The organism is Nonomuraea roseoviolacea subsp. carminata, from assembly GCF_024172185.1.
GTDB classification, from domain to species: domain Bacteria; phylum Actinomycetota; class Actinomycetes; order Streptosporangiales; family Streptosporangiaceae; genus Nonomuraea; species Nonomuraea roseoviolacea.
In genome coordinates this window covers 2,441,731-2,465,051 of sequence record NZ_JAMZEC010000001.1, presented here as the reverse complement: position 1 = coordinate 2,465,051, position 23,321 = coordinate 2,441,731, and the positions used below count along the sequence as shown (strand labels likewise).

Annotated in this window: 22 protein-coding genes; 16 read left to right on the top strand and 6 right to left on the bottom strand. The window is 71.3% G+C overall.

Annotated features, from left to right (window positions below):
* Positions 1–3 precede the first annotated feature (3 nt).
* The 5 genes from HD595_RS11085 to HD595_RS11065 all read left to right on the top strand — a co-directional run bounded on the left by HD595_RS11085 (position 4) and on the right by HD595_RS11065 (position 4,365).
* Positions 4–636, top strand: a complete 633-nt coding sequence (locus HD595_RS11085) for a response regulator (RefSeq protein WP_253768218.1) — start codon at positions 4–6, stop codon at positions 634–636.
* Between the two features lie 151 nt (positions 637–787).
* Positions 788–2,158: a glutamate-cysteine ligase family protein gene (locus HD595_RS11080; protein WP_253768216.1), complete on the top strand. Its 1,371-nt coding sequence runs from the start codon at positions 788–790 to the stop codon at positions 2,156–2,158.
* Positions 2,146–2,844 carry a neutral zinc metallopeptidase gene (locus HD595_RS11075; RefSeq protein WP_253768214.1) on the top strand — a complete coding sequence of 233 codons (699 nt, stop codon included), beginning with the start codon at positions 2,146–2,148 and terminating at the stop codon, positions 2,842–2,844. Before HD595_RS11080 ends, HD595_RS11075 begins: the two co-directional genes overlap by 13 nt.
* Positions 2,845–2,937: 93 nt before the next feature.
* Positions 2,938–3,195, top strand: coding sequence for a WhiB family transcriptional regulator (locus tag HD595_RS11070; protein WP_253768212.1), 258 nt, complete (start codon positions 2,938–2,940; stop codon positions 3,193–3,195).
* A 468-nt stretch (positions 3,196–3,663) separates the two neighbouring features.
* Positions 3,664–4,365, top strand: coding sequence for a CPBP family glutamic-type intramembrane protease (locus HD595_RS11065; RefSeq protein ID WP_253768210.1), 702 nt, complete (start codon positions 3,664–3,666; stop codon positions 4,363–4,365).
* Between the two features lie 102 nt (positions 4,366–4,467).
* Here the strand turns inward: HD595_RS11065 and HD595_RS11060 are convergent, their stop codons facing one another.
* Positions 4,468–5,187 carry a PIG-L deacetylase family protein gene (locus HD595_RS11060; RefSeq protein ID WP_253781126.1) on the bottom strand — a complete coding sequence of 240 codons (720 nt, stop codon included), beginning with the start codon at positions 5,185–5,187 and terminating at the stop codon, positions 4,468–4,470.
* Between the two features lie 145 nt (positions 5,188–5,332).
* Between HD595_RS11060 and pcrA the strand changes: the two genes are divergently transcribed.
* Complete coding sequence (gene pcrA / locus HD595_RS11055) at positions 5,333–7,555, top strand: DNA helicase PcrA (protein WP_253781124.1); 2,223 nt, start codon at positions 5,333–5,335, stop codon at positions 7,553–7,555.
* 59 nt (positions 7,556–7,614) lie between these two features.
* On the opposite strand, the gene HD595_RS11050 is transcribed toward pcrA, so the two are convergent.
* Entirely contained in the window at positions 7,615–8,637 is a 1,023-nt protein-coding gene (locus tag HD595_RS11050; protein WP_253768208.1) for a L,D-transpeptidase, read from the bottom strand.
* A gap of 294 nt (positions 8,638–8,931) precedes the next feature.
* Here HD595_RS11050 and galE point away from each other — a divergent pair, with 294 nt between their 5' ends.
* Complete coding sequence (gene galE / locus HD595_RS11045; RefSeq protein WP_253768206.1) at positions 8,932–9,915, top strand: UDP-glucose 4-epimerase GalE; 984 nt, start codon at positions 8,932–8,934, stop codon at positions 9,913–9,915.
* An 87-nt stretch (positions 9,916–10,002) separates the two neighbouring features.
* Here the strand turns inward: galE and HD595_RS11040 are convergent, their stop codons facing one another.
* Positions 10,003–10,908: a hypothetical protein gene (locus HD595_RS11040; protein WP_253768204.1), complete on the bottom strand. Its 906-nt coding sequence runs from the start codon at positions 10,906–10,908 to the stop codon at positions 10,003–10,005.
* A 678-nt stretch (positions 10,909–11,586) separates the two neighbouring features.
* Here HD595_RS11040 and sucC point away from each other — a divergent pair.
* The 4 genes from sucC (at position 11,587) to HD595_RS11020 (ending at position 16,610) form a co-directional block, all read left to right on the top strand.
* Positions 11,587–12,768 (top strand): ADP-forming succinate--CoA ligase subunit beta, encoded by a 1,182-nt coding sequence (sucC, locus tag HD595_RS11035; RefSeq protein ID WP_253768202.1) that lies wholly within the window; start codon positions 11,587–11,589, stop codon positions 12,766–12,768.
* A 3-nt stretch (positions 12,769–12,771) separates the two neighbouring features.
* Complete coding sequence (gene sucD / locus HD595_RS11030; protein WP_253768200.1) at positions 12,772–13,647, top strand: succinate--CoA ligase subunit alpha; 876 nt, start codon at positions 12,772–12,774, stop codon at positions 13,645–13,647.
* Between the two features lie 212 nt (positions 13,648–13,859).
* Complete coding sequence (locus tag HD595_RS11025) at positions 13,860–15,500, top strand: cell division protein PerM (RefSeq protein WP_253768198.1); 1,641 nt, start codon at positions 13,860–13,862, stop codon at positions 15,498–15,500.
* 141 nt (positions 15,501–15,641) lie between these two features.
* On the top strand, positions 15,642–16,610 hold the full coding sequence (locus HD595_RS11020) for a hypothetical protein (RefSeq protein ID WP_253768196.1): 969 nt from the start codon (positions 15,642–15,644) through the stop codon (positions 16,608–16,610).
* A 9-nt stretch (positions 16,611–16,619) separates the two neighbouring features.
* On the opposite strand, the gene HD595_RS11015 is transcribed toward HD595_RS11020, so the two are convergent.
* Positions 16,620–16,973, bottom strand: coding sequence for a YbaB/EbfC family nucleoid-associated protein (locus HD595_RS11015; protein WP_253768194.1), 354 nt, complete (start codon positions 16,971–16,973; stop codon positions 16,620–16,622).
* Between the two features lie 428 nt (positions 16,974–17,401).
* Here HD595_RS11015 and HD595_RS11010 point away from each other — a divergent pair, with 428 nt between their 5' ends.
* Positions 17,402–17,827 carry a hypothetical protein gene (locus tag HD595_RS11010; protein ID WP_253768192.1) on the top strand — a complete coding sequence of 142 codons (426 nt, stop codon included), beginning with the start codon at positions 17,402–17,404 and terminating at the stop codon, positions 17,825–17,827.
* Between the two features lie 106 nt (positions 17,828–17,933).
* On the opposite strand, the gene HD595_RS11005 is transcribed toward HD595_RS11010, so the two are convergent.
* Positions 17,934–18,353: a hypothetical protein gene (locus tag HD595_RS11005; protein ID WP_253768189.1), complete on the bottom strand. Its 420-nt coding sequence runs from the start codon at positions 18,351–18,353 to the stop codon at positions 17,934–17,936.
* A gap of 74 nt (positions 18,354–18,427) precedes the next feature.
* On the opposite strand from HD595_RS11005, the gene purN reads away from it, so the two are divergent.
* The 3 genes from purN to HD595_RS10990 all read left to right on the top strand — a co-directional run bounded on the left by purN (position 18,428) and on the right by HD595_RS10990 (position 20,902).
* On the top strand, positions 18,428–19,057 hold the full coding sequence (gene purN / locus HD595_RS11000) for a phosphoribosylglycinamide formyltransferase (protein WP_253768187.1): 630 nt from the start codon (positions 18,428–18,430) through the stop codon (positions 19,055–19,057).
* Complete coding sequence (purH, locus tag HD595_RS10995; protein ID WP_253768185.1) at positions 19,054–20,637, top strand: bifunctional phosphoribosylaminoimidazolecarboxamide formyltransferase/IMP cyclohydrolase; 1,584 nt, start codon at positions 19,054–19,056, stop codon at positions 20,635–20,637. Before purN ends, purH begins: the two co-directional genes overlap by 4 nt.
* Positions 20,638–20,719: 82 nt before the next feature.
* The gene (locus HD595_RS10990) at positions 20,720–20,902 is read left to right on the top strand and encodes a hypothetical protein (protein WP_253768183.1); all 183 of its coding nucleotides are present in this window, start codon (positions 20,720–20,722) and stop codon (positions 20,900–20,902) included.
* An 81-nt stretch (positions 20,903–20,983) separates the two neighbouring features.
* On the opposite strand, the gene HD595_RS10985 is transcribed toward HD595_RS10990, so the two are convergent.
* A complete protein-coding gene (locus HD595_RS10985) occupies positions 20,984–21,898 on the bottom strand; it encodes an ROK family protein (protein WP_253768181.1) in 915 nt (304 codons plus the stop codon).
* A 276-nt stretch (positions 21,899–22,174) separates the two neighbouring features.
* Here HD595_RS10985 and HD595_RS10980 point away from each other — a divergent pair, with 276 nt between their 5' ends.
* Entirely contained in the window at positions 22,175–23,026 is an 852-nt protein-coding gene (locus HD595_RS10980) for a bifunctional methylenetetrahydrofolate dehydrogenase/methenyltetrahydrofolate cyclohydrolase (RefSeq protein ID WP_253768179.1), read from the top strand.
* Positions 23,027–23,321 lie beyond the last annotated feature (295 nt).

Here is a 23,321-nt window from a genome sequence, read left to right as displayed (position 1 = left end):
GCAATGACGCGGGTGCTGATCGTGGACGACCACCGGCTGTTCCGCTCCGGGGTCCGGGCCGAGCTGGGCGACTCGATCCAGGTGGTGGGCGAGGCCGAGGACGTCGAGACGGCGGTGAAGGCGATCGCCGAGCTGCAGCCCGACGTGGTGCTGCTGGACGTGCACATGCCGGGCGGCGGCGGCCAGGAGGTGCTGCGCCGGGTGCTCGGCTCGGGCTCGCAGGTGCGTTTCCTCGCCCTGTCGGTGTCGGACGCCGCCGAGGACGTGATCGGCGTCATCCGGGGCGGCGCGCGGGGCTACGTCACCAAGAACATCAGCGGCCGGGAGCTGACCGACGCGATCCGCCGGGTGGCCGACGGCGACGCGGTGTTCTCGCCGCGCCTGGCGGGGTTCGTGCTGGACGCGTTCGCCTCGTCGGAGGCGCCGTCGATCGACCCGGAGCTCGACTCGCTGACGCAGCGCGAGCGCGAGGTGCTGCGGCTGATCGCGCGCGGCTACGCGTACAAGGAGATCGCGAAGGAGCTGTTCATCTCGGTGAAGACGGTCGAGACGCACGTGTCGTCGGTGCTGCGCAAGCTGCAACTGTCGAACCGGCACGAGCTGTCGCGCTGGGCCACCGCACGTCGGCTCGTTTAATCCTCCTTTAGTCCGGGATTTCTGGCCTAAAAAGGCCGCCTTGGGGAAATTTCGGTGTATGGGAAGGGATGTGCCGGTCGTCGTTTTCAGCCGGGACGACCGCCGGAAATATCGGGAAAAGGTACGACGATGCCTTGATGTCTTCGCCCAGATGCTCCGCGAGTCCCGTTTCGAGGACGAGCGGCCGCTGGCCGGCCTGGAGATCGAGCTCAACATCGTCGACGCGATCGGCGAGCCCGCCATGTGCAACGCCGCCGTCCTGGGCGCCATCCAGAAGCCCGACTGGGCCACCGAGCTGGGCCAGTTCAACATCGAGATCAACATCGAGCCCCAGGACCTCGGCGGCGACGGCGCCCTCAGGCTGGAGGACGACGTCCGCGCCCGCCTCAACCACGCCGAGTCGCGCGCCCGCTCGCAGGGCGGCCACCTCGTCCTGATCGGCATCCTGCCCACGCTGCGGGAGGAGGACATCAGCGAGGCCACCCTGTCCGCCAACCCCCGCTACAAGCTGCTCAACGAGCAGATCTTCGCCGCCCGCGGCGAGGACCTCCACCTGTCCATCGAGGGCCCCGAGATCCTGGACACCCACGCCGACAGCATCACGCCCGAGGCGGCCTGCACCAGCGTGCAGCTCCACCTCCAGGTCAGCCCCGAGGCGTTCGCCGCCCACTGGAACGCCGCCCAGGCCATCGCCGGGCCGCAGGTGGCCGTCGCCGCGAACTCGCCGTACCTGTTCGGCAAGGAGCTGCACCGCGAGACCAGGATCACCCTGTTCGAGCAGGCGACCGACACCCGGCCGGACGAGCTGAAGGCACAGGGCGTGCGCCCGCGTGTGTGGTTCGGCGAGCGGTGGATCACCAGCGTCTTCGATCTGTTCGAGGAGAACGTCCGCTACTTCCCGGCGCTGCTGCCCCTGTGCGAGCCCGAGAACCCCGAGGACGCGCTCAAGGCCGGGCAGATCCCCGAGCTGGCCGAGCTGACCCTGCACAACGGCACCATCTACCGCTGGAACCGGCCGGTGTACGCCGTCGCCGGCGGCCGGCCCCACCTGCGCGTCGAGAACCGCGTGCTGCCCGCCGGCCCGTCGGTGGCCGACATCGCCGCCAACGCCGCGTTCTACTACGGCCTGATGCGCGTCCTGCCGCACGCCGGACGGCCCATCTGGAGCCAGATGTCGTTCGCCGCCGCCGAGGAGAACCTCTACGCCGCCGCCCGCCACGGCCTGGACGCCCTGCTGTACTGGCCGGGGCTCGGCGAGGTGCCGGCCGCCGAGCTCATCCTGCGCCGCCTGCTCCCGATGGCCCACGAGGGGCTCGCCGTGCGGGGCGTGGACCCCGCCGTCGCCGACCGGCTGCTCGGGATCATCGAGGCGCGCTGCCTGACCGGCCGTACCGGGGCGAGCTGGCAGGTGGACAAGGTGAACGCCCTGGGCGGCGACAGGTACGACGCGCTGCGGCGGATGACGCTCGACTACATTACGCACATGCACGCGAACGAACCGGTGCACACGTGGGACGTGTGACCGACCCGGGCGCGGGAACGGTCAAGCGCGTGAAACGCCCCGGCGCGCTCGTCCTCACCCTCGCGCTCCTGCTCTCCTGCGCCCTGGTGGCGTCGTGCGGCCTCACCCAGCGCGCGTCGCGCAACGTCCAGGGCGACGACAGCTTCGAGGGCGACGTACGGGCGGCCCGGTCGCTGACGGAGTCGTTCTGGGAGCAGCAGTTCGCCGCGTCCGGGCGCACCTACCAGCCCATCTCCCGTTTCGTCGCCTACTCGGGGAGCAACGGCCCGAGCTGCGGCGGCGAGCCCGCCGTACCGCAGAACGCCTTCTACTGCCCGGACGGCCACTTCATCGCCTACGACCGGGACTGGATGGAGAGCCTCTGGAACGAGATGGGCGACGGATCGGTCTACCTGATCATCCCCCACGAGTTCGGGCACGCCGTGCAGGCCCAGCTCCAGACCGGCTTCCGGCTCAACGTCCAGGCGGAGCTGCAGGCCGACTGCTACGCGGGCGGCACCCTGTCGGCCCTGGTCCGGTCGGGTGCGCTGCGCGCCGAGCCGGGGGACGAGGACGAGCTGCTGCTCAACCTGGAGGCGGCCGGCGACCCCACGGACGACTGGCTCGACCCGGCCGCCCACGGCACGGCCGAGCAGCGCCAGCAGTCCTTCGCGACCGGCTACAACGAGGGAGTCACGGCCTGCTGACCCCGCTCGCCTGGAGCACCCGCTCAGGTCGTACACGAAGGTCAACCCAGAGGATGATGCGGCCGATCATGGGCCGGCAATACCGTGGGCGCCATGCCATTGGAGGAGACCGGCTGGCTGCGACGGGGCGCGTGCAGATCCAGCGATCCTGAGCTCTTCTTCCCGCTCGCGCCCTCGTCGGCCCAGGAGCGGCGCGCCAAAGCGGTGTGCGCCCGCTGCGAGGTTCTGGCGGAGTGCGGGGCCTACGCGTTACGCGCGGGGGAGACGGAGGGCATCTGGGGCGGGCTCACGCCCCAGGAGCGCCGCCGCTCCCGCTTCCCGGCAGGCTGGCGCACCCGCGCCTCGGCCTGACGCCCGCTCGTTGCACACGTGAACGCCCTCGACCCACGAAGGCAGTCCGTGCGCGAAGGGAGCACGCACCCGGCACTCGCGAATAGGGCCGCGCGCCCCGCGAGAGGTGCGCCCCGCGAGAGGTGAGCCCGGCACCGGCCCAGGTCGCGCGCGAATGTCGCGCTCTGGCACTCGGGACCGGGTCGCGCGCCCGCAAGAGGTGCGCCCGGCACGCGAGAGCAGGCAGCGCGCCCGGCGAAGGGTGCGCGGCGAAGGGTGCGCGGCACCGGCGAACCAGACCGCGTCCGCGAAAGGCGCCCTGGCGAAAGGCGCGCTTGGCGACAGGTGCGTCCGGTGCTCTCGGATTAGGCGGATCAGGCAGGGCCCGCGCAAGGCATGCTCGGCGCCCCGTGTCCGCGCCGCGCGCCCTCGAAGCCGGGTGTTCGTCGGCGGAGGGCGTGGCGGTCGGCCGGGACGTAGCCTGCAGGGGTGCTGATCGCGTCGATCGCCGTGCTGGCCGCGGCCAACGTGCTGAACAACCGGGTCGCCCCCCGCCTGGCCCCCCTGACCTCCGCCGCCGCGACCGCCGCGCTGCTGGCGCTGGCGCGCCGGTCCGGGGCGTCCTGGGCGGAGCTCGGGTTCGAGCACCCCCGCAAAGGCGTCCTGACCGGCGGCGTCCTGGCCGTGGGCGTGGCCGCCGTCTACACGGCCGGCGTCGCCGTCCCCGCCACCAGGCGGCTGTTCCGCGACGAGCGGGCCCTGTCGCTGTCGCACGCCCGCGCCCTGGAGGAGGCCCTGATCCAGGTGCCCTTCGGCACGGTCCTGCTGGAGGAGGTCGGTTTCCGGGGCGCCCTGTACGGCATGCTGCGCCGCACCCATGGCACGGCGGCGGCCACGGCGGTCTCGTCGGCGCTGTTCGGGCTCTGGCACGTGCTGCCCGCGATCGACATGGCCCGCGCCAACCCGGCCCTCGGCGCGCTCACGGCGGGGGAGAAGCCGGGCCCGCTGGCCACGGGACGCGTGGTGGCGGGCAGCGTGCTGTCGACGGGCGCGGCCGGGGTGCTGTTCTGCGAGCTGCGCCGCCGCGCCGGGCTGCTGGCGCCGTCGATGCTGCACACGGCGACCAACTCCCTGGGCTACCTGTTCGCCCGCCTCGCCGCCCGCTGCGACGCGAAGTCCTCACCCCGGTGAGCAGGCGTCAGGCCGTCTGCACGACCTGGAGGCCCTCCGCGTGGCGACCGGGGCGTCAGGCCGTCTGAACGACCTGGAGGCCCTCCGCGTAGCAAGCGGGCGTCAGGCCGTCTGCACGACCTGGAAGCCCTCCGCGTAGCGGCCCGGGCCGAAGCCGGCGCGCTCGCCCCAGCTCGCGAAGCGGCTCCTGACGAAGTCGGTGAAGCCCTCCACGTGCGCCACCTGGCTGACGTGCGACTGCAGCGCCGTCATCTTGCGGTCCATGGCGTCCGTCACGTCCACCCAGTGGTCCGGCGTCGAGCCGCCGGTCAGCCACACCTCGCGCACGGTCCACGCCTCCAGCCCCTCCTCCGTCAGGAGCTCGGGGAACGCGTACGGGTTGCGGGCGTCCGGGTAGACCGCGTCGAGGGCCGAGCCGCCGACCGCGCGGTGGTCGGGGTGGCTCGGGGCGATGAACTGGTAGTTGCGGTCGGGGTGGTGGGTGATCACGAGGTCGGGCCGTACCTGGCGGATGACGCGGGCGATGTCGCGCCTGAGCTCCAGCGAGGGCACCACGCTGCCGTCGGCGTAGCCGAGGAAGCGCACGTCCGTGACGCCCACGGCCTTGGCGGCGGCCGTCTGCTCGGCGCGGCGCAGCTCCGCCATGCCGGAGTTGTCCAGCTCGCGCTCGTTACCGCCGGCGTCGCCGTCTGTCACGACCAGGTAGGTGACCTCGACGCCTCTGTCGCCGAACAGCGCCACGGTCCCCGCCGCGCCGAAGTCGACGTCGTCGGGGTGCGCCGTGACGGTGAGCACCCGGGTGATCTCGCTCTCGGCCAGCATGGTGGTCCTTTCCATTCCCTCGCGTCCTCGATCGGACGTCTTCTCGTGACAACCGGAGCTCCCGGGGTCCGCATTCCGGGCGCCGTTTGTCGGTGGGGAGTCATAACCTAGGTGGGTGCCGACCCACGTCTCTGTTGACCACCCCTTGCTCGACGGCCTCAACCCGCAGCAGCGCGAGGCCGTGATCCATCACGGCAGCCCGCTGCTGATCGTGGCGGGGGCGGGGTCGGGCAAGACGCGGGTGCTCACCCACCGCATCGCCTACCTGCTCGCCGAGCGGAACGTCCACCCGGGCGAGATCCTCGCGATCACCTTCACCAACAAGGCCGCCCGCGAGATGAAGGAGCGCATCGACAAGCTCGTCGGCCCGCGTTCCAAGGCGATGTGGGTGATGACGTTCCACAGCGCGTGCATGCGGATCCTGCGCCGCGAGGCCAAGCGGCTCGGCTTCCCCTCCAGCTTCTCCATCTACGACCAGGCCGACTCCCAGCGGCTGATGGCCATGGTCTGCCGCGAGATGGACCTCGACCCGAAGCGCTACCCGCCGAGGTCGTTCTCGGCGCAGGTGAGCAACTTCAAGAACGAGCTGATCGACTACGAGACCGCGCTCGACAAGGCGGGCTCGCACCTGGAGAAGGTCCTCGCCGAGGCGTACAAGAGCTACCAGCTCAAGCTCACCGAGGCCGGCGCGATGGACTTCGACGACATCATCATGAACACGGTGACGCTCTTCCAGCTCTTCCCCGAGGTGGCCGAGCACTACCGGATGCGGTTCCGGCACGTCATGGTCGACGAGTACCAGGACACCAACCACGCCCAGTACATCCTCGTGCGCGAGCTGGTCGGCCGGCCCGAGCTGCGCACCGCCGACGGCGAGCTGGTGCGGTCGGGCGCCGACCAGTCCGAGCTGTGCGTCGTGGGCGACGCCGACCAGTCGATCTACGCCTTCCGCGGCGCGACGATCCGCAACATCCTGGAGTTCGAGCGCGACTACCCCGACGCCCGCACGATCCTGCTGGAGCAGAACTACCGCTCCACCCAGAACATCCTGGCCGCGGCCAACGCGGTCATCTCGCGCAACGAGTCGCGCAAGCCCAAGAACCTGTGGTCCGACCAGGGCGACGGCCCCAAGATCGTCGGGTACGTCGCCGACAACGAGCACGACGAGGCCATGTTCGTCGCCCAGGAGGTCGACCGGCTCACCGACGAGGAGGGCGTGCGGGCGGGCGACGTCGCCGTCTTCTACCGCACCAACGCGGCCTCCCGCGTGTTCGAGGAGATCTTCATCCGCACCGGCCTGCCGTACAAGGTCGTCGGCGGTGTGCGCTTCTACGAGCGCAAGGAGGTCAAGGACCTGCTGGCCTACCTGCGGGTGCTGGCCAACCCGGCCGACGTGGTGTCGCTGCGGCGCATCCTCAACGTGCCCAAGCGCGGCATCGGCGACCGGGCCGAGGCGATGATCGAGGCGTTCGCCGCGCGCGAGCGGATCACGTTCTGGGAGGGGCTGCGCCGGGCCGGCGAGGCGCCGGGCATGGCCACCCGCTCCCTCAACGCGGTGCGCGACTTCGTCGCCATGCTGGAGGAGCTGATCGCCAAGGCCGAGGGCGTGCCGCCGTCCGCGCTGGCGGAGGAGGTGCTGGTGGCCACCGGCTACCGCGCCGAGCTGGAGGCGTCCGAGGACCCGCAGGACGAGTCCCGCCTGGAGAACCTCAACGAGCTCGTCTCGGTCGCCTCGGAGTTCGAGGAGGCCAACCCCGAGGGCACGCTGGTCGAGTTCCTGGAGCAGGTGTCGCTGGTGGCCGACGCCGACCAGATCCCCGACGCCGACGGCGGCCAGGGCGTGGTGACGCTGATGACGCTGCACACGGCCAAGGGGCTGGAGTTCCCGGTCGTGTTCCTGACGGCGATGGAGGACGGCGTCTTCCCGCACGTGCGCTCGCTCGGCGAGCCGAAGGAGCTGGAGGAGGAGCGCCGGCTGGCCTACGTCGGCATCACGCGCGCCCAGAAGCGGCTCTACCTGACGCGGGCGGCGGTGCGCAGCTCGTGGGGCGCCCCGTCGTTCAACCCGGCGTCGCGGTTCGTCAGCGAGGTGCCGGGCCAGCTCATCGACTGGCGCACGCCGCCGGAGAAGACCGCCTGGAACGCGGCGACGCGCCGCGAGCCGGCCGCCGCGACGGCCGCGCCGAAGAAGGGCGGCAAGGCGCTTCCGTCGCTGACCCCCGGCGACCGGGTGTCGCACGACGCGTTCGGGCTGGGCACCGTGGTGTCGGTGGACGGGCAGGCCGAGAAGACCAAGGTGAAGATCGACTTTGGGAGCGGGGGAGAGAAGACGCTGCTGCTGGCGTACGCCCCGCTGGAGAAGCTCTGAGGCCCCGTACGGGCGACGGCCGGTGAGGTGCGTTCCTCACCGGCCGCCTCCGGGGGACGTCAGCTCTTCTTGGTCATCTTGAGACCCAGGGCGCTGCCCTGCTTCCACTCGGTCCAGTTGAGCTGCCAGTAGCTCCAGCCGTTGCGCCAGTCGAGCTTGCGCTTGGTGCCGGTGATCTTCACGACGTCGCCGCGCTGGGCGATCGTGTAGAACCAGCGGGCGCCCTCGGGGGTGGCGCGGACGCAGCCGTGGCTCTGGTTGGAGCGGCCGAGGTACTGGTAGTAGCCGGCGCTCTGGTGCACGTACTCGCCGCTGTCGGAGATCCGCACCGCCCAGGGGATCTCCTCCTTGTAGTACTGCGGGTCCTTGGGGTCGGTGACGCCCATCCAGGACGACGTCATGGTCTCGACCCGCTTCTTGCCCATGGTCAGGTGGGTGCCGCTGGTCGTCAGGTACACGTCCACGCCGTTGCGCACCAGGCCGCCGCGGCCGGCGCTGATCGCGATCCGCTTGGCGATCTTGCCGTCGCGGTAGGTCTTCATGACGTGCCGGCGCGTGTCCACCACCGAGATGTTGGCGGTGCCCACGGCGAAGCGGCGGGAGACGTCCTCGGCGGCCTCGTTGCCGGGGATCTGGCTGAGGCGCGCGGTGAACAGCACCTTCTGGTGCGGCTTCCAGTACGTCTTCGTCCGGTAGATGACCTTGCGGGGGCTGACCCAGCGCCAGGCGCCCTCGACCGGCTTGTCGGCCTCCACCTCCAGGGCCGCCTCGGCCGTCGCCTTGTCGCGTACGTCGCGGTCGAACGTCACGATGATCGGGAAGCCGACGCCGACCTTCTCGCTGTCCTCGCCCATGGGCGTGATGTCGGCGATCTCCAGCTTGGGCTTCTTGGGCGCGGTGTGCTTGGCGGCGCCGGCCGCCTGGGGGAGCGGCGTCGGCGCCGCGGCGGCGGCCTTGGCGGGGGCGCTGACGGCGGGGGCCGCCTGTGCCCGCGTCGCGGGCGCGCTCTCCGCCGCGCAGGCCGTCATCGAGACCAGAGCGGCCACGGCGAGCAGGGCCGGCTTCCGGAAGAGGGGATTCACGGGGTACTCCAGGACTAAGTGCTTCGCATGCGTCTCATAGGTAGACAAACAAAACGCCTGTCGCGAGGGCCGGAAGTTGTAACGATCACGTAACGCTGTCCGGCCGGTGGCGGAGCGACGCCGCCGGGCCGTCCTGAATGGTCACGAGCGCTCCGCGCGGTGGCCGAGGATGGTCGGGCACGGCGCGCGGGCGCCGCGTGGCCCCGCCGGGCCGAGGCGATCGCCGGCGGGTGTGGTGGGGAGCCCCGCCGGGCAGGCCGGGGGGCGGTGGAGCGTGAGAAGCAGGGGGCTGGCATGAGCGTGTTGATTTCCGGCGGCGCGGGGTTCATCGGGAGCACGGTGGCCTCGGCGTGCCTGGACGCCGGGATCGAGCCGGTGATCCTCGACAACCTCGTGACGGGCCGGCGCGAGTTCGCCGAGGGCCGGGCCTTCTACGAGGGCGACATCAGCGACGGCGCGCTGATCGACAAGATCTTCGCCGAGCGGTCCGACATCGAGGCCGTCATCCACTGCGCGGCGCTCATCGTGGTGCCCGACTCGGTGGCCGACCCGGTCGGCTACTACCGGGCCAACGTCGCCAAGAGCCTGGAGTTCGTCGACCACCTGCTGCGCAACGGGTGCGGGCGGATGGTGTTCAGCTCGTCGGCGTCCATCTACCGCACCGGCGAGGACCACACCGTGGACGAGGGGTCGCCGCTCGACCCGCAGAGCCCGTACGCGCGGACCAAGGCGATGTGCGAGGCCATGTTCGCCGACATCGCGGCCACCCAGCCGATCAGGATCCTGTCGCTGCGCTACTTCAACCCGATCGGCGCCGATCCGCGGCTGCGCACCGGGCTCCAGCTCCGGCGGCCCAGTCACGCGCTGGGCAAGCTCATCGAGGCGTACGAGGAGGGCACGCCGTTCCAGATCACCGGCACCGACTACCCGACACGGGACGGGTCCGGCATCCGCGACTACATCCACGTCTGGGACCTCGCGCAGGCCCACGTGGAGGCGCTGCGGCGCTTCGACGACCTGTTCCCGGAGGGCTCGGTCATCAACCTGGGCACCGGGTCCGGCACGACGGTGCGCGAGCTGGCCGAGGCGTTCAACCGCGTGGTGGACCGCCCGGTGGAGGTGGTGGAGACCGAGCGCCGCCCGGGTGACGTGGCCGGGGCGTACACGCGCAGCGACCTGGCCGAGCGGCTGCTGGGCTGGCGCGCGGGCTACTCGCTGGAGGAGGGCATCAGGCACTCGCTGGCCTGGGCGGACGTCCGCGACTCCCGCCTTTCGTAGGGGTCCGGACGGACGGCTCGGCGGAGCCTGGAAAGGCGGCGCGCCCGCCTCCCGCGCCAGCACGGGGGAGACGGGCGCGACCGGTTCTCAGTGGGCGATGGCGCTCAGCGGGAGCGTCTTCGGTCCGGGGACCACGATCGCCTCGTCCAGGGTCTTGGCGACCTCCAGCTCCGGCGGCGCCGTGACGGTCACGGGCGTGCCCCAGTCGCTGAAGGTGGTCTCGACGCTGAAGGCCAGGCCCTTGGCGTCCTTGACGCCCAGCGCCGTCGCCGGGATGACCGACACGAGCCGCGTCGGCAGGCCCTTGGCGTCCACGGCCAGCTTCCAGCTGATGGCGCCGGCGGCCTTGGGGGACGACTTGGCGGGGGCCGCCAGCATCATGATCCCGCCGAAGAGCGGGGAGGTCTTGCTCAGGTCCTTGGCCTGGATCTTGCCGGCGTAGCCGTCCTTCGTCGCCTTGGCGCCCTTGAGCAGGGTCTTGAGCGTGGCGGGCTCGGACAGGATGTTCAGCGGCTGGCTGTACGCGGTGGTCGCGCCGATCGGCTGGACGCCGGGAACCCGGATCCAGGACTTGTTCGAGTTGAACACGGCGCTCCACAGACCGCCCGTGAGGTAGGTGTACTGCCCCTTGGTGACGATCCGCTCGGGCATCGTCAGCGCGGTCACGAGGTCGATGCCGAAGTCCTCGTCGCCCAGTTCCTTGAGCGCGTCGGCGAGCTTCTCGGCCTCCTCCTTCTTGATGTTGAACTGGCCGGTGACGTCGGAGGCGATGACGCCGGAGGGGCCGAACTCCAGGGAGCCGCTGCGCCGGATGGTCACCTGCCGCTGGCCACCGGCGATGATCTTGACGCTCTCGGCGAACTTGACGCCGTGACCGGCCACGAACTGCTTCTGCACGGGCGCGACCGGGTTCACCGGCGCGGCCAGGGCCGGGCCGGCCGAGATGATCATGGCGGTGGACGCCAAGGCGACGCCGGTGAGGATTCGCTTCATTTTCATCCTTGTCGTTTCTCAATCGGACGTTCGTGGATCATGGCAAAGAAAGATCACGAGGATATCTCGTGACAGGGGCGCAGTGGCGGGAAATATGTGTATTTCTTGTGCAGGTTGTATCTCGTTCTGAACGCGTACAGAACATGGCCGGTTTGCGGCGGGCGGGAAAGCGCGACGCTGCGTGAGTGGCGCGTCACGTCGGAGTTTCCGCGCGTGCGGCCGGTGCGTGGCCGGCGGCGCGGCGGGTGAAGATCGGCGCGGGCCGCTCGCGGGGCCGGCGTCTCCGGTGCGCGCCGGTTCCCCGGTGGATGGAACACGTTCTGATTTCGGCCTCTGCCACGGGTATTCGAGCGAGTGACGCGGAAACGGCGTCCCCGCCATGGCGGACGGGGGAGACCGGCCCCGGCGTCCTCGCCGGGGCGCGATCTCGTGGGAGGCCCGGCCCCTGCGGGGCTTTGTCAGTAAATGACGTTGTACGGGCGTTTTTGGCCGTCCCCGGTCTTCCGATGGAGGCAGACATGGTGCGGAAGTGAGATCACCGTCACATCACGGCATATCCACGACCCGGTGACCAGGGGACGTCAAGCTTGGGGCTAGGCTTCACTGGCGGAAACGCCCGGCACGCACGGGGTGGCCCGGGCCGTCGAACATCAGTCGGATAAGCAAGGACGGACCCTCGTGGACCTGTTCGAACATCAGGCGAAGGAGCTCTTCGCGGACTACGGCATCCCGGTGCCCAAGGGCATCGTCGCCCACACCGTGGAGGAGGTGCGGGCGGCTGCCGAGCAGCTGACCGGCCGCGTCGTGGTCAAGGCCCAGGTGAAGACCGGTGGGCGTGGCAAGGCCGGTGGCGTGAAGGTGGCCGACGACGCCGCCGACGCCGTCGAGAAGGGCCAGGCCATCCTCGGCATGGACATCAAGGGCCACACGGTCCACAAGGTGCTCGTGGAGGAGGCCAGCGCGATCGCGGAGGAGTACTACTTCTCCTTCCTGCTCGACCGCGCGAACCGTACCTTCCTCGCGATCTGCTCCGCCGCGGGCGGCATGGACATCGAAGAGGTCGCCCACACCTCGCCCGAGAAGGTGGCCAAGGTGCCCGTCTCCGCCCTCGACGGCGTCGACCGGGCCAAGGCGCGCGAGATCGCGGTGGCGGGCGGCCTGCCGGAGCAGTCGCTCGACGGCGCCGCCGAGCTCATCGAGAAGCTCTGGTGCTGCTTCGTCGACGAGGACGCCACCCTCGTCGAGGTCAACCCCATGATCCTGTCGGCCGACGGTCAGGTGAAGGCGCTCGACGGCAAGGTCACGCTCGACGACAACGCCTCCTTCCGTCAGACGGAGCACGAGGCGTACGCCGACAAGGCCGCCGAGGACCCGCTGGAGGCCCGGGCCAAGGAGAAGGACCTCAACTACGTCAAGCTCGACGGCGACGTCGGCATCATCGGCAACGGCGCGGGCCTGGTCATGTCCACCCTCGACGTGGTCGCCTACGCGGGCGAGGCCTTCCCCGGCAAGCCGTCCCCGGCCAACTTCCTCGACATCGGCGGCGGGGCCTCGGCCGAGGTCATGGCCGCCGGCCTGGAGATCATCCTCTCCGACCCGTCGGTGAAGTCGATCTTCGTGAACGTCTTCGGCGGCATCACCTCCTGCGACGCCGTGGCCAACGGCATCGTGGCGGCCTTCAAGCTCCTGGAGAGCCGCGGCGAGGCCGTCACCCACCCGCTGGTGGTCCGCCTCGACGGCAACAACGCCCAGCTCGGGCGGCAGATCCTGGCCGACGCCGCGCTCCCGCGCGTCGAGCTGGTTGACACAATGGACGACGCGGCCAAGCGCGCCGCTGAGCTCGCTGCGGTAGGTGCGTGAGACATGGCTATCTGGCTGACCGAGAACAGCAAGATCATCGTTCAGGGCATGACCGGCGGCGAGGGCACCAAGCACACCCGCCGCATGCTCGCCTCCGGCGCCCGCGTCGTCGGCGGCGTCAACGCCCGCAAGGCCGGCATCACGCACGAGGGCCTGCCGGTCTTCGGCACGGTCCAGGAGGCCATGGAGAAGACCGGCGCCGACGTGTCGGTCGTCTTCGTGCCCCCGGCGTTCACCAAGGACGCCGTCAAGGAGGCCATCGACGCCGAGATCCCGCTCTGCGTGGTCATCACCGAGGGCGTCCCGGTCCACGACTCCACGGAGTTCTGGGCGTACGCGGTGGCCAAGGGCAACAAGACCCGCATCATCGGCCCGAACTGCCCCGGCATCGCCTCGCCCGGCGCGTCCAACGCCGGCATCATCCCCGCCGACATCACGACCGCGGGCCGCATCGGCCTGGTCTCCAAGTCGGGCACGCTGACCTACCAGCTCATGTACGAGCTGCGTGACTTCGGCTTCTCGACCGCGGTGGGCATCGGCGGCGACCCCGTGATCGGCACCACCCACATCGACGCGCTCCAGGCGTTCCAGGACGACCCGGGCACCGACGCGATCGTGATGATCGGTGAGATCGGCGGCGACGCCGAGGAGCGGGCCGCGGCCTACATCGAGCAGCACGTCACCAAGCCGGTCGTCGCCTACGTCGCGGGCTTCACCGCCCCCGAGGGCAAGACGATGGGCCACGCCGGCGCCATCGTGTCCGGCTCGGCCGGCACGGCGCAGGCCAAGAAGGAGGCCCTGGAGAAGGTCGGCGTCCGCGTCGGCAAGACCCCCTCCGAGACGGCCCGTCTCATGCGCGAGATCATGCAGGCGCGCTGACCCGGCGCACATCCGCGGAAGGCCCCGCACCGGCTCCGGCCGTGCGGGGCCTTCCGCGTCTCCGCCCGCAGAGCTCCCGGCGCGCCCGTACGGCCTGAAAGCGCTTGAGACGTGACCCGTACGGCGCGAAAGGGCGGCAGAGCCGGATAAAGCTGGCCGCTGCGGCGCGTCAACCAAGCGCCGGTCGGAAAAGATTGAGAAAATCGCCTACTGTGACGGCGCTTCTCGACCAGCTGCGGACGGCCCCCCGTTCGGTCCTCGGCAAGATCCCCGGGGTCTCGGACGACGACGAGTCCCGGCGGCCGCTGCCCGTCTCGGGGATGCTCGCCGCGGCCGCCACGCTCGGCGTCGGGCTGGCGGCGCTCACCACGCTCACCCTGGTCGGCTGGATCGCCGCGCCCAGCGGGGCGCTCGGCTCGGGCCTGCCCGGGGTGTTCCGCACGGCGGCGCAGATCTGGCTGGCCGCCCACCACGCGGGCTTCGCGATGCCCGGCGGCCGGGTCGGGCTGCTGCCGCTCGGCCTCGTGGTGCTGCCCGCGATCCTGCTCTACCGCGCCGCCCGCTGGATGGCGCGCGACGCCGACCTGCGGCTGCGGCTGCCGGCCCGGCTGCCGAAGAACAGCCCGCGCGAGAAGGCCAACGCCCGGCGGCGGGCGCAGCTCGTGCTCGTGGTCCAGGCCGGGGTGTCGCTGGCCGCGCCGTACGCGCTGCTGGCCGGCCTGATCGCGCTCGTCGCGCGCAACGAGGTGACCCAGCCGTTCATCGGCGAGGCGCTGCTCAGCCACTTCACGCTCGCGTTCCTGGCCGGCTCGGTCGCGACCGCGCGCACCATCGGGCCGTGGCGGGCCATGCTGCGGCTGCTGCCGGAGCGGGTACGGGCGCTGACCGTCGGCACGGCGGTGGCCACGGCGGTGCTGCTCGTCATGGGGTTCGCGCTGGTGCTGGTGGCCGTGGTGGTCAACTTCGGGCAGGTGCGCGAGCTGACCGACGTGCTGTCGCCCGGCTTCGTCGGCGGGTTGCTGCTCCTGCTGGTGCAGGTCCTGTACCTGCTCAACGTCGTCATCTGGGCGCTGTCGTACGTCGCCGGGCCGGGCTTCGCGATCGGCGCCGGCACGCTGGTGGCTCCCACGGGGGTGCAGCTCGGCACGGTGCCGAGCCTGCCGCTGCTGGGCGCGCTGCCCGACAGCGGTCCCGTGCCGGCCTGGATGATGGCCGTCGTCGCGCTGCCGTTCGCGGCCGGCGCGGTGGCGGGCGTGGTGGTCGCCCGGATCTCGCCCTCGCCCTCGTACGAGGCCGCCCCGCTGTGGGGCTTCCTGACCGGCGTCACGACCGGCCTGGTGGCCGCGGGGCTCGCGGCGCTGTCCGGCGGCCCGATCGGCGGCGGCAGGCTGGCGGCCGTCGGCCCGTCGCCGTGGGAGGTGGCCCTGTCGGTCGCGCTGGAGGTGGGCGTGGCGGCGGGCATCTCGGCCGGGGTGACCAACATCCTGCTGCTCAACCGGCGGGCCCGCGTACCCCTGGACAAGGCGGCGGCGCCCGTGCGCAAGGCCGGGGCCGCGATCGCCCGGGCGGCGAGCAAGGTGGGGCTGGCCGAGTCCGACGGCAAGCCGCTGCCCGGCCACTGGCTCGACGCCACCGAGGCCGACACGCAGCCCATCCCGGTCATCCGCGACGACTGGACGGACGAGCACGCCTCGGCCGAGGCCGAGACCCGCGCCCAGGCCAGGCCCCGGCCGGGGGTCGGCCGCGCGGGCGCGCCGCGTACCGACATCGTGGACGTGTCGGACGACCGCGGCGGCCACGTCATCTACGTCGACCCGTACGCCTGGGACCGCGACCGCGAGGACCGCGACTAGAACCGGTCCGGACGCTGGAGACCACATTCGGTGGGATTTGCCCAACTGTGGGACTAACGTGGCGGATGATATTGGCAGGATGACCGGATGATCCTGGTCTGGACGATCAGGACGACCGGCGGTGGAGAAAGGGTCTGACACGTGAGTCCATCCCCCAAGGCGCTTCCCATCGGGGGCTTCGTCTTCTCCGCCGTAGGCGTCGCCGGCGTGGTCAAAAAAATGCTGGACGTCACCTACCCCGACGGCGACCCGGCCAAGGCGCGCGAGGCCGCGCGGCTGTTGCGGCAGCTCGCCACGCGGGTGGACGTCAGCCTGGAAGAGGTGCAGGAGATCGCGAGCAGGGTGTGGCGGCCGCCCAGCTACGGCGCGGGCATCGAGGCGTTCGAGAAGTACTTCAACGAGAAGATCGCGCCCTATCCGCCGCATGTGTCCGCCTACATCCGCGGGCTTGCCGACGCGATCGACGACTACGCCGACATGCTGGAGCGGACCCAGCACGCGCTGCGGACGATGGCCATCATCCAGTGGTGCGAGCTGATGATGTTCTTCTGCTGGCCCACGGTCGACAGGAAGGTCCAGGCGCTGATCAACTGGGCGATGAAGAAGAAGCAGGCGGGACTGCTGCTCAGGATCTTCCAGAACGCCGTGGGGAAGCGGTTCATCTTCGCCATGGGAGGCAGCCTCGCCTACACGGCCCTCGACGAGGTGCTCGTCGACGGGATCAAGCTGGCGAGGGGCGAGGACATGGGCTCGTGGGGTGACCACGGCATGTACATGTTGAACAACTTCGCCTCGGCCATGGTCTTCTACCACGTGGACCCGGCCAACTTCCGGTGGCTCAGGAACGTGAAGTGGCTGCCGAAGGGCGTCAGGGAGCTGAAGGTGCTGCCGCAGAACGGGGCGGCGCGGAACGCCGTCATGTTCCTGACGGGCTCCACCATCTTCACCACCACCTCGAACGTGATCAGCAGGCCCGGCGACGTGGTCGACGATCCGATAAGCCTGCTGCCCACCTGGAACCAGATGCTCGCCAAGCTGGGTGTCGCCGCGGGCCAGGACCAGTTCAGGCGCTGGCGCGGGTATTACCCGGCCCCGGCGATGCCCAAGTAGCCCAAGCAGTCAGTCCTCGTTGAGACGCCTGGCCTCTTCGGCGAACGGGGTCAGGCCGTCCGTCATCATCCCCGCCATCTGTGTGGTCAGGTCCGCGGTGGCCTCGCTCGCGGCGGCGAGCACCGCCTCCGCCAGCGCGTCCGCGCCCAGCCGCATCGCCCGCGGGTCGATCCGCAGGCCGGCGAGCGCGCCGCTCGCCAGCACCTCGGCCCGCACGAGGCCGTCGGCCGCCTCGCCCCGGCCGCGAACGGCCTGGACGCGCTCCTGCAACTCCTCCAGCGGCCGGACCTCCGCCTCGAACTGGGCGAGGAAACGGCTCATCTCCGCGTCGAGGAAGGAGGCGCCGTCGTCTGGTGTGGTCATCAGGTCTCCAGGAACGTCAGGGTGTGAGCTTTCCGTCCGACTCCGAGAACTTCGGCGGGTCGGACACCTTGGGCAGGGATTCGATGGTGGCCCAGTTGGCGATGTCCAGGGTGCTGTTCATGCCCGCCAGCCGATCGGCGACTTCGGGATAGACGTCGCGCAGCGCGTTGACGTACGTCTCGACCTTCTTCAGCGCCGTGGAATAGCCCTGCCTGAACGTGTTCGCCGTGTCGTCCGTGCCGGCGAAGTTCCCCAGCGAGGCGATGGCGTCGAGAATCGCGCGGGTATACCCGGCCAGCTCGCTGTGCTCGGTGACGAACCCGCCGGCCGCCTTCGTGAACGTGCTCCCGTGGACGTCCAGCCCCGGACCGGCTGGGCGTTCAAGAGAGGGCGACGTCGGCGGAGCCGGGATGGTGGGAGGGGGGTAGGTGGGAGCGGGGAAGGTCGGCGTCGGGGTGGGGGTCGGCTGTGAGGAGCTCGGCGTGGGATCCGGTGTCGAGGAGCTCGGCGTGGGATCCGGTGTCGAGGGGCTCGGCGTGGGATCCGGTGTCGAGGGGCTCGGCGTGGGATCCGGCGTGGAGGGGCTCGGCGTGGGCGTCGGTGAGCTGGAACTGGGCGTGGGCGTGGGCGTCGGGGAGCTGGGACTCGGTGTGGGAGTCGGGGGGCTCGGACTCGGGGACGCCGTCGGCTCGGACGTGGGGGTGCCTGTGGGGCTCGGCTGCGTCGGGGTCGGGGTGGGCGTTGCTGTGGCGGTCGGAGTGGGCGACGACGTGGGCGTTATTGACCGATTGATCGCATCTGCCACGGACATGACGGTCTCCTCAGTCGGTGCCCCTGATCGTGCCATCGCGTAGGCGCAGGACAACAGCCCTTCCGCGATTGCCTACATTACCTACAGGAATAGTGTAGACAGAAGATCGGCCGTTCTCACCGGCCCCGGGGATCGCGAGAGGCGGAGCGTCAGGGCTGGACGGCGCCCAGCACGTCCAGCACGTCGGAGGGCAGCTTGCGCTGCGCCGCGTCCCTGAACTGGATGAAGCACTCGCCCTGCGACGAGACGGTCCCCGCGCCCTTCATGCACTCCTGGTACGCGGAGTACTCGTCCATCAGGTAGAGCTGCAACGCCGTGGCCAGGGCCGACAGGGCGAGCGCCACGGCCGACACGGCGATGCCGCCGACCGCGGTGCCCGTGGGCAGGCCCGCCTCCCTCAGCCTGGGCAGCGCCCGGATGCCCGCCATCAGGGCGAACGCCGCCATCACCAGCCCGGCGAGCGGCAGCATGAACGTCATGGCCAGCGCTGCGATGGACAACCAGATCGCGCGGCGGCCCGCGGAATCGGCGGGTTGCTGACCCGCCGGCGCCTGCACCGGTGACGACACCTGACCTCCTCTGCGTGACCGGGCGAGGAGCGGATACGCTGGCAGCCCACCCCGGTTTTCTCATTGGAGTGCGCGTGTCAAAGGCTGGGCGGCTCGTCGTCCTCGTCTCCGGCTCTGGAACCAACCTACAGGCCCTTCTGGACGCTTCCGCCGACCCGGCGTACGGGGCGGAGGTCGTCGCCGTCGGGGCCGACCGCGACGGCATCGAAGGACTGGCCCGCGCGACCAGGGCAGGTGTGCCGACTTTCGTGGAGAAACTGGGCGACCACCCGACGCGTGGCGAGTGGGACGAGGCCATCGCCGCCCGGATCTCCTCCTACGAGCCGGACCTCGTGGTGTCGGCCGGCTTCATGAAGATCCTCGGCGCGCCGACGCTCGAAGCCCACACGGTGCTCAACACCCATCCCGCGCTGCTGCCGTCGTTCCCCGGCGCCCACGGCGTGCGCGACGCGCTCGCGCACGGGGTGAAGGTGACGGGCTGCACGGTGATGCTGGCCGACGCGGGCGTCGACTCGGGGCCGATCGTCGCGCAGGAGGCCGTGCCGGTGCTGCCCGGCGACGACGAGGCGGTGCTGCACGAGCGCATCAAGGTCGTCGAGCGCCGCCTGCTCGTGGAGATCGTCGGCCGGATGGCCCGGGAGGGCTGGACGGTCAGCGGACGCACGGTCCGCATCGGCAAAGAAACAGGAGAGGAATCCAAGTGACTCGCATCGCCATCCGGCGCGCGCTGATCGCGGTGTACGACAAGTCCGGCCTGGAGGAGCTGGCCAGGGCTCTCGACGGCGCGGGCGTGGAGATCGTTTCCACGGGCGGCACCGCCGCCGCGATCGCGTCCTACGGCGTGCCCGTGACGAAGGTCGAGCAGCTCACCGGGTTCCCCGAGTGCCTCGACGGCCGGGTCAAGACGCTCCACCCGCGCGTCCACGCCGGGCTGCTGGCCGACCTCACCAAGCCGCACCACGTGGCCCAGCTCGACGAGCTGGAGATCGACCCGTTCCAGCTCGTCGTGGTCAACCTCTACCCGTTCCGGCAGACCGTCGCCTCGGGCGCGAGCGACGCCGAGTGCGTGGAGCAGATCGACATCGGCGGCCCGGCGATGATCCGCGGCGCCGCCAAGAACCACAGCACGTGCGCGGTCGTGGTCGACCCGTCCTTCTACGGCGGCGTGCTCGACGCGCTCGCCCAGGGCGGCTTCACACTGGAGGAGCGCCGCCGGCTGGCCGGCCTCGCCTACTCCCACACCGCCTCCTACGACGTGGCCGTGGCCAACTGGTTCTCGGCCACCGCCGCCGGGAGCGGCTCCGCCGAGGGTGGTTCGGCCGCCGCCGCCGAGGGCGGCGACGCCTGGCCCGCGTTCGCCGGCGAGACCTGGACGCTGAAGACCCCGCTGCGCTACGGCGAGAACCCGCACCAGCGCGCCGCCCTCTACACCGAGGGCGAGGGCGGCCTGGCCAACGCCGAGCAGCTCCACGGCAAGGAGATGTCCTACAACAACTACCTCGACGCCAGCGCGGCCTGGCGCGCGGCCTGGGACTTCTCCGAGCCCGCCGTGGCGATCATCAAGCACCAGAACCCGTGCGGCATCGCGGTGGGCGCCGACGTGGCCGAGGCGCACCGCAAGGCCCACGCCTGCGACCCGGTGTCGGCGTACGGCGGCGTGATCGCGGTCAACGGCGAGGTCACGCCCGAGCTGGCCGGCCAGATCGCCGAGGTGTTCACCGAGGTCGTCGTCGCTCCCGCGTTCGCCGAGGAGGCGCTCGCGATCCTGACGCAGAAGAAGAACATCCGCCTGCTGCTCTGCCCGCAGGGCCCGTCGCGGCCCGCCGAGTGGCGCCAGATCGACGGCGGCCTGCTCGTGCAGACCGTGGACAAGGTCGACGCGCCCGGCGACGCGCCCGAGACCTGGGAGCTGAAGGCGGGCGCGCCCGCCTCGCCCGAGGTGCTGGCCGACCTGGCCTTCGCCTGGCGGGCCTCCCGCTCGGTCAAGTCCAACGCCATCCTGCTGGCCTCCGACGGGGCGACCGTGGGCGTCGGCATGGGGCAGGTCAACCGGGTCGACTCCTGCCGCCTCGCGGTGACCCGCGCCGGTGAGCGCGCCGCCGGGTCGGTCGCGGCCTCCGACGCGTTCTTCCCGTTCGCGGACGGCCCCGAGGTGCTGATCGCGGCCGGGGTCAAGGCGATCGTCGAGCCCGGCGGATCCATCCGCGACCAGGAGGTCATCGACGCCGCGGAGAAGGCGGGCATCACGCTCTACTTCACCGGGACCCGACACTTCTTCCACTGAACCAGGTCAGAAGGGCTCCGAGCACGGGGGGCGGGCGGTTACCCTGTGGGTCCCGCCTTAAACCTCGCCTCGGAGTGTCCCTATGGCCTTGCTCGACTCGATCCTGTACGCCTTCGTGACGTTGAACGGCCTGTCGACGAGCCCCTTCGTGCTGATCGCGCTGGCGTTCGTGGGCGCCTACCTCGGCGCGCGGCTCGTCGAGATCATCCCGTTCACGCGCAGGATCATCGAGCGGCGCAACGCCGCGACCGGCGAGGCCGAGTAGATCCTGGGCCGGCCGCGTCTCACCGTTGTCTCTTCCGCGGCCGGCTCGAACCGGCCGCGGTGCCGCTGACGGGTGGTGTCGCTAACGGGTGGTGGCGTGGTGGTCCCACGCGAGCCTGGCCGCGCCCGCCAGCGCCGCCCGTACACCCAGCGTGGTCGGCTGCACCTCCACGGCCCGGACGAACGCCAGCCCCGCCACCTCGTCCAGCGCGCGATCCAGCGGCTCGAACAGCACCCGCCCGGCCGCCGACACCCCGCCGCCGATGACCACCCTGGTCACCTCGACGGCGGCGGCCGTGGAGGCGATCATCCCGGCCAGCGCCCGCGCGCCCCGCTCGAACGCGGCCACCGGCACCGGCTCGCCCCTCGCGGCGCCGGCGGCGAGGGTCCGCGCGTCGGCCGGCTCGCCGTCGGGTGCCTTCCAGCCGTTGGCCAGCGCCCAGCGGGCCAGGTTGGGGCCGCTGGCGTAGCGCTCGACGCAGCCGCGTCCGCCGCACTCGCACAGCTCGCCGTACGGGTCGATCGTCATGTGACCGACGTGCCCGGCGTTGCCGGTCGGGCCGAGCAGCGGCGCGCCGTCGATCACCAGCCCGCCGCCGATGCCGGTGGACACCACGATGCCCAGCAACGCGGAGCTGCCCCGCCCCGAGCCGAGCCAGTGCTCTCCCAGAGCGAAGCACTGGGCGTCGCCCGCGAGCACCGCCGGAGCCCCGGTCAGTTCCCGCACCTCGTCGCGCAGCGGGAACCCGCGCCAGCTCGGCATGTTCACCGGGCTGACCGTGCCGTCGGCCACGTTGATCGGTCCCGCGCAGCCGATGCCGACCGCGAGCGGCGCCGGGCCGTCGCCGACGACCTCGCCGATCAGCCCGGCCAGGGCGGCCATGACCTCGGTACGCGGCGTCGGCCGGGTCGCGGAGCGGGCGGCGGAGCCGTCGGCGTCCACCAGCGCGGCGGCCAGCTTGGTGCCGCCGATGTCGATCGCGAGGACGCGGCCCATCAGTGCCGGCGGAGGGGGTCGGGCCGGCGGGAGGCGCGGGGGTGGTCGAGTCCGGGCACGGGTCGGATCCTTTCGGCGCGCTGGTCGAGTGTGACGGCCGGTCGGCTCCGCCGTGGGCGGGGTCGAGCCGGCGCCGTCGCGTCCCGATGGCTTCGGGTCGGTGAACAGGTGGCTGGCGAGCGTCACACTATGCCGTCCGCGGCTCGATGACAACGATGTCAATCCATGCCCCCCGGCTTGCCTGACTCCCGCCCCGACATGGAAGGATGGGTTGGCATGAGCGCAGTGAAACTCGACGGCAAGGCCACCGCCGCCCGCATCAAGGACGACCTCACCAAGCGGGTGGCCGCGCTCAAGGAGCGAGGTGTCACGCCCGGCCTCGGCACCGTCCTCGTCGGCGACGACCCCGGCAGCCAGATCTACGTCGCGGGCAAGCACCGCGACTGCGCCGAGGTCGGCATCGCCTCCATCCGCGTGGACCTCCCCGAGACCGCCACCCAGGCCGACGTCGAGGCCGCCATCGACGAGCTCAACGCCTCGCCCGCCTGCACCGGCTACATCGTCCAGCTCCCGCTGCCCAAGCACCTCGACACCATGGCGCTGCTGGAGCGCATGGACCCGGCCAAGGACGCCGACGGCCTGCACCCGGTCAACCTCGGCCGGCTCGTCCACATGGTCGACGCCCCGCTGCCCTGCACGCCCCACGGCATCGTGCTGCTCCTTCAGGAGTACGGCGTGCCCATCAAGGGCGCCGAGGTGGCCGTGGTCGGACGCGGCATCACCGTGGGCCGCTCGCTCGGCCTCCTCCTCACCCGCCGCAGCGAGAACGCCACCGTGACCCTCTGCCACACCGGCACCCAGGACCTCTCGGGGCACGTCCGCCGGGCCGACATCGTCGTCGCCGCGGCCGGCGTCCCCGACCTCATCACCCGCGACATGGTCAAGCCGGGCGCGGCCGTTCTGGACGTGGGCGTCTCGCGCGTCAACGGCAAGATCGCCGGCGACGTGGCGGCGGACGTGGAGGACGTGGCGGGCTTCCTCACGCCCAACCCGGGCGGCGTGGGCCCGATGACGCGCGCACTGCTGCTGTCCAACGTGGTGGAAGCCGCCGAGAAGGCCCTCGCGTAGGTCAAGGTCTTAAGGGCCTCAAGGCAAGGCCCTCACAGGGGGCGCTTCGCGCAAAGGAGCTCGGACAGCGCTCCCCAGGGGGCTCCGCCCCCTTCGACCCCCAAAAGCACGGCCCTCGCTCCGCTCGGACGCTCCGAGCGGGGCTCCGCCCCGCACCCCATCCGGGGGCCTACCGGCCCCCGGACCCCCGGCCCCTGGCCGTGGCTCACAAGCGCTGTCTCGGGAGCCCGCCGCCAGGTCACCACGGAACCGGAGCAGGCGGCGAATGATGCGTCCGGTCTGCCATGCCCAGACG

Excerpts from the sequence above, each read along its gene's own strand:
- HD595_RS11015 (WP_253768194.1), bottom strand. The coding sequence starts at position 16,973 with ATGACCACACCAGACGACGGCGCCTCCTTCCTCGACGCGGAGATGAGC.
- galE (WP_253768206.1), top strand. The coding sequence starts at position 8,932 with ATGAGCGTGTTGATTTCCGGCGGCGCGGGGTTCATCGGGAGCACGGTG.
- HD595_RS11080 (WP_253768216.1), top strand. The coding sequence starts at position 788 with ATGCTCCGCGAGTCCCGTTTCGAGGACGAGCGGCCGCTGGCCGGCCTG.
- sucD (WP_253768200.1), top strand. The coding sequence starts at position 12,772 with ATGGCTATCTGGCTGACCGAGAACAGCAAGATCATCGTTCAGGGCATG.
- HD595_RS11060 (WP_253781126.1), bottom strand. The coding sequence starts at position 5,187 with ATGCTGGCCGAGAGCGAGATCACCCGGGTGCTCACCGTCACGGCGCAC.
- HD595_RS11040 (WP_253768204.1), bottom strand. The coding sequence starts at position 10,908 with ATGAAGCGAATCCTCACCGGCGTCGCCTTGGCGTCCACCGCCATGATC.
- HD595_RS10990 (WP_253768183.1), top strand. The coding sequence starts at position 20,720 with ATGGCCTTGCTCGACTCGATCCTGTACGCCTTCGTGACGTTGAACGGC.
- HD595_RS10980 (WP_253768179.1), top strand. The coding sequence starts at position 22,175 with ATGAGCGCAGTGAAACTCGACGGCAAGGCCACCGCCGCCCGCATCAAG.
- HD595_RS11085 (WP_253768218.1), top strand. The coding sequence starts at position 4 with ATGACGCGGGTGCTGATCGTGGACGACCACCGGCTGTTCCGCTCCGGG.
- HD595_RS10985 (WP_253768181.1), bottom strand. The coding sequence starts at position 21,898 with ATGGGCCGCGTCCTCGCGATCGACATCGGCGGCACCAAGCTGGCCGCC.
- HD595_RS11070 (WP_253768212.1), top strand. The coding sequence starts at position 2,938 with ATGCCATTGGAGGAGACCGGCTGGCTGCGACGGGGCGCGTGCAGATCC.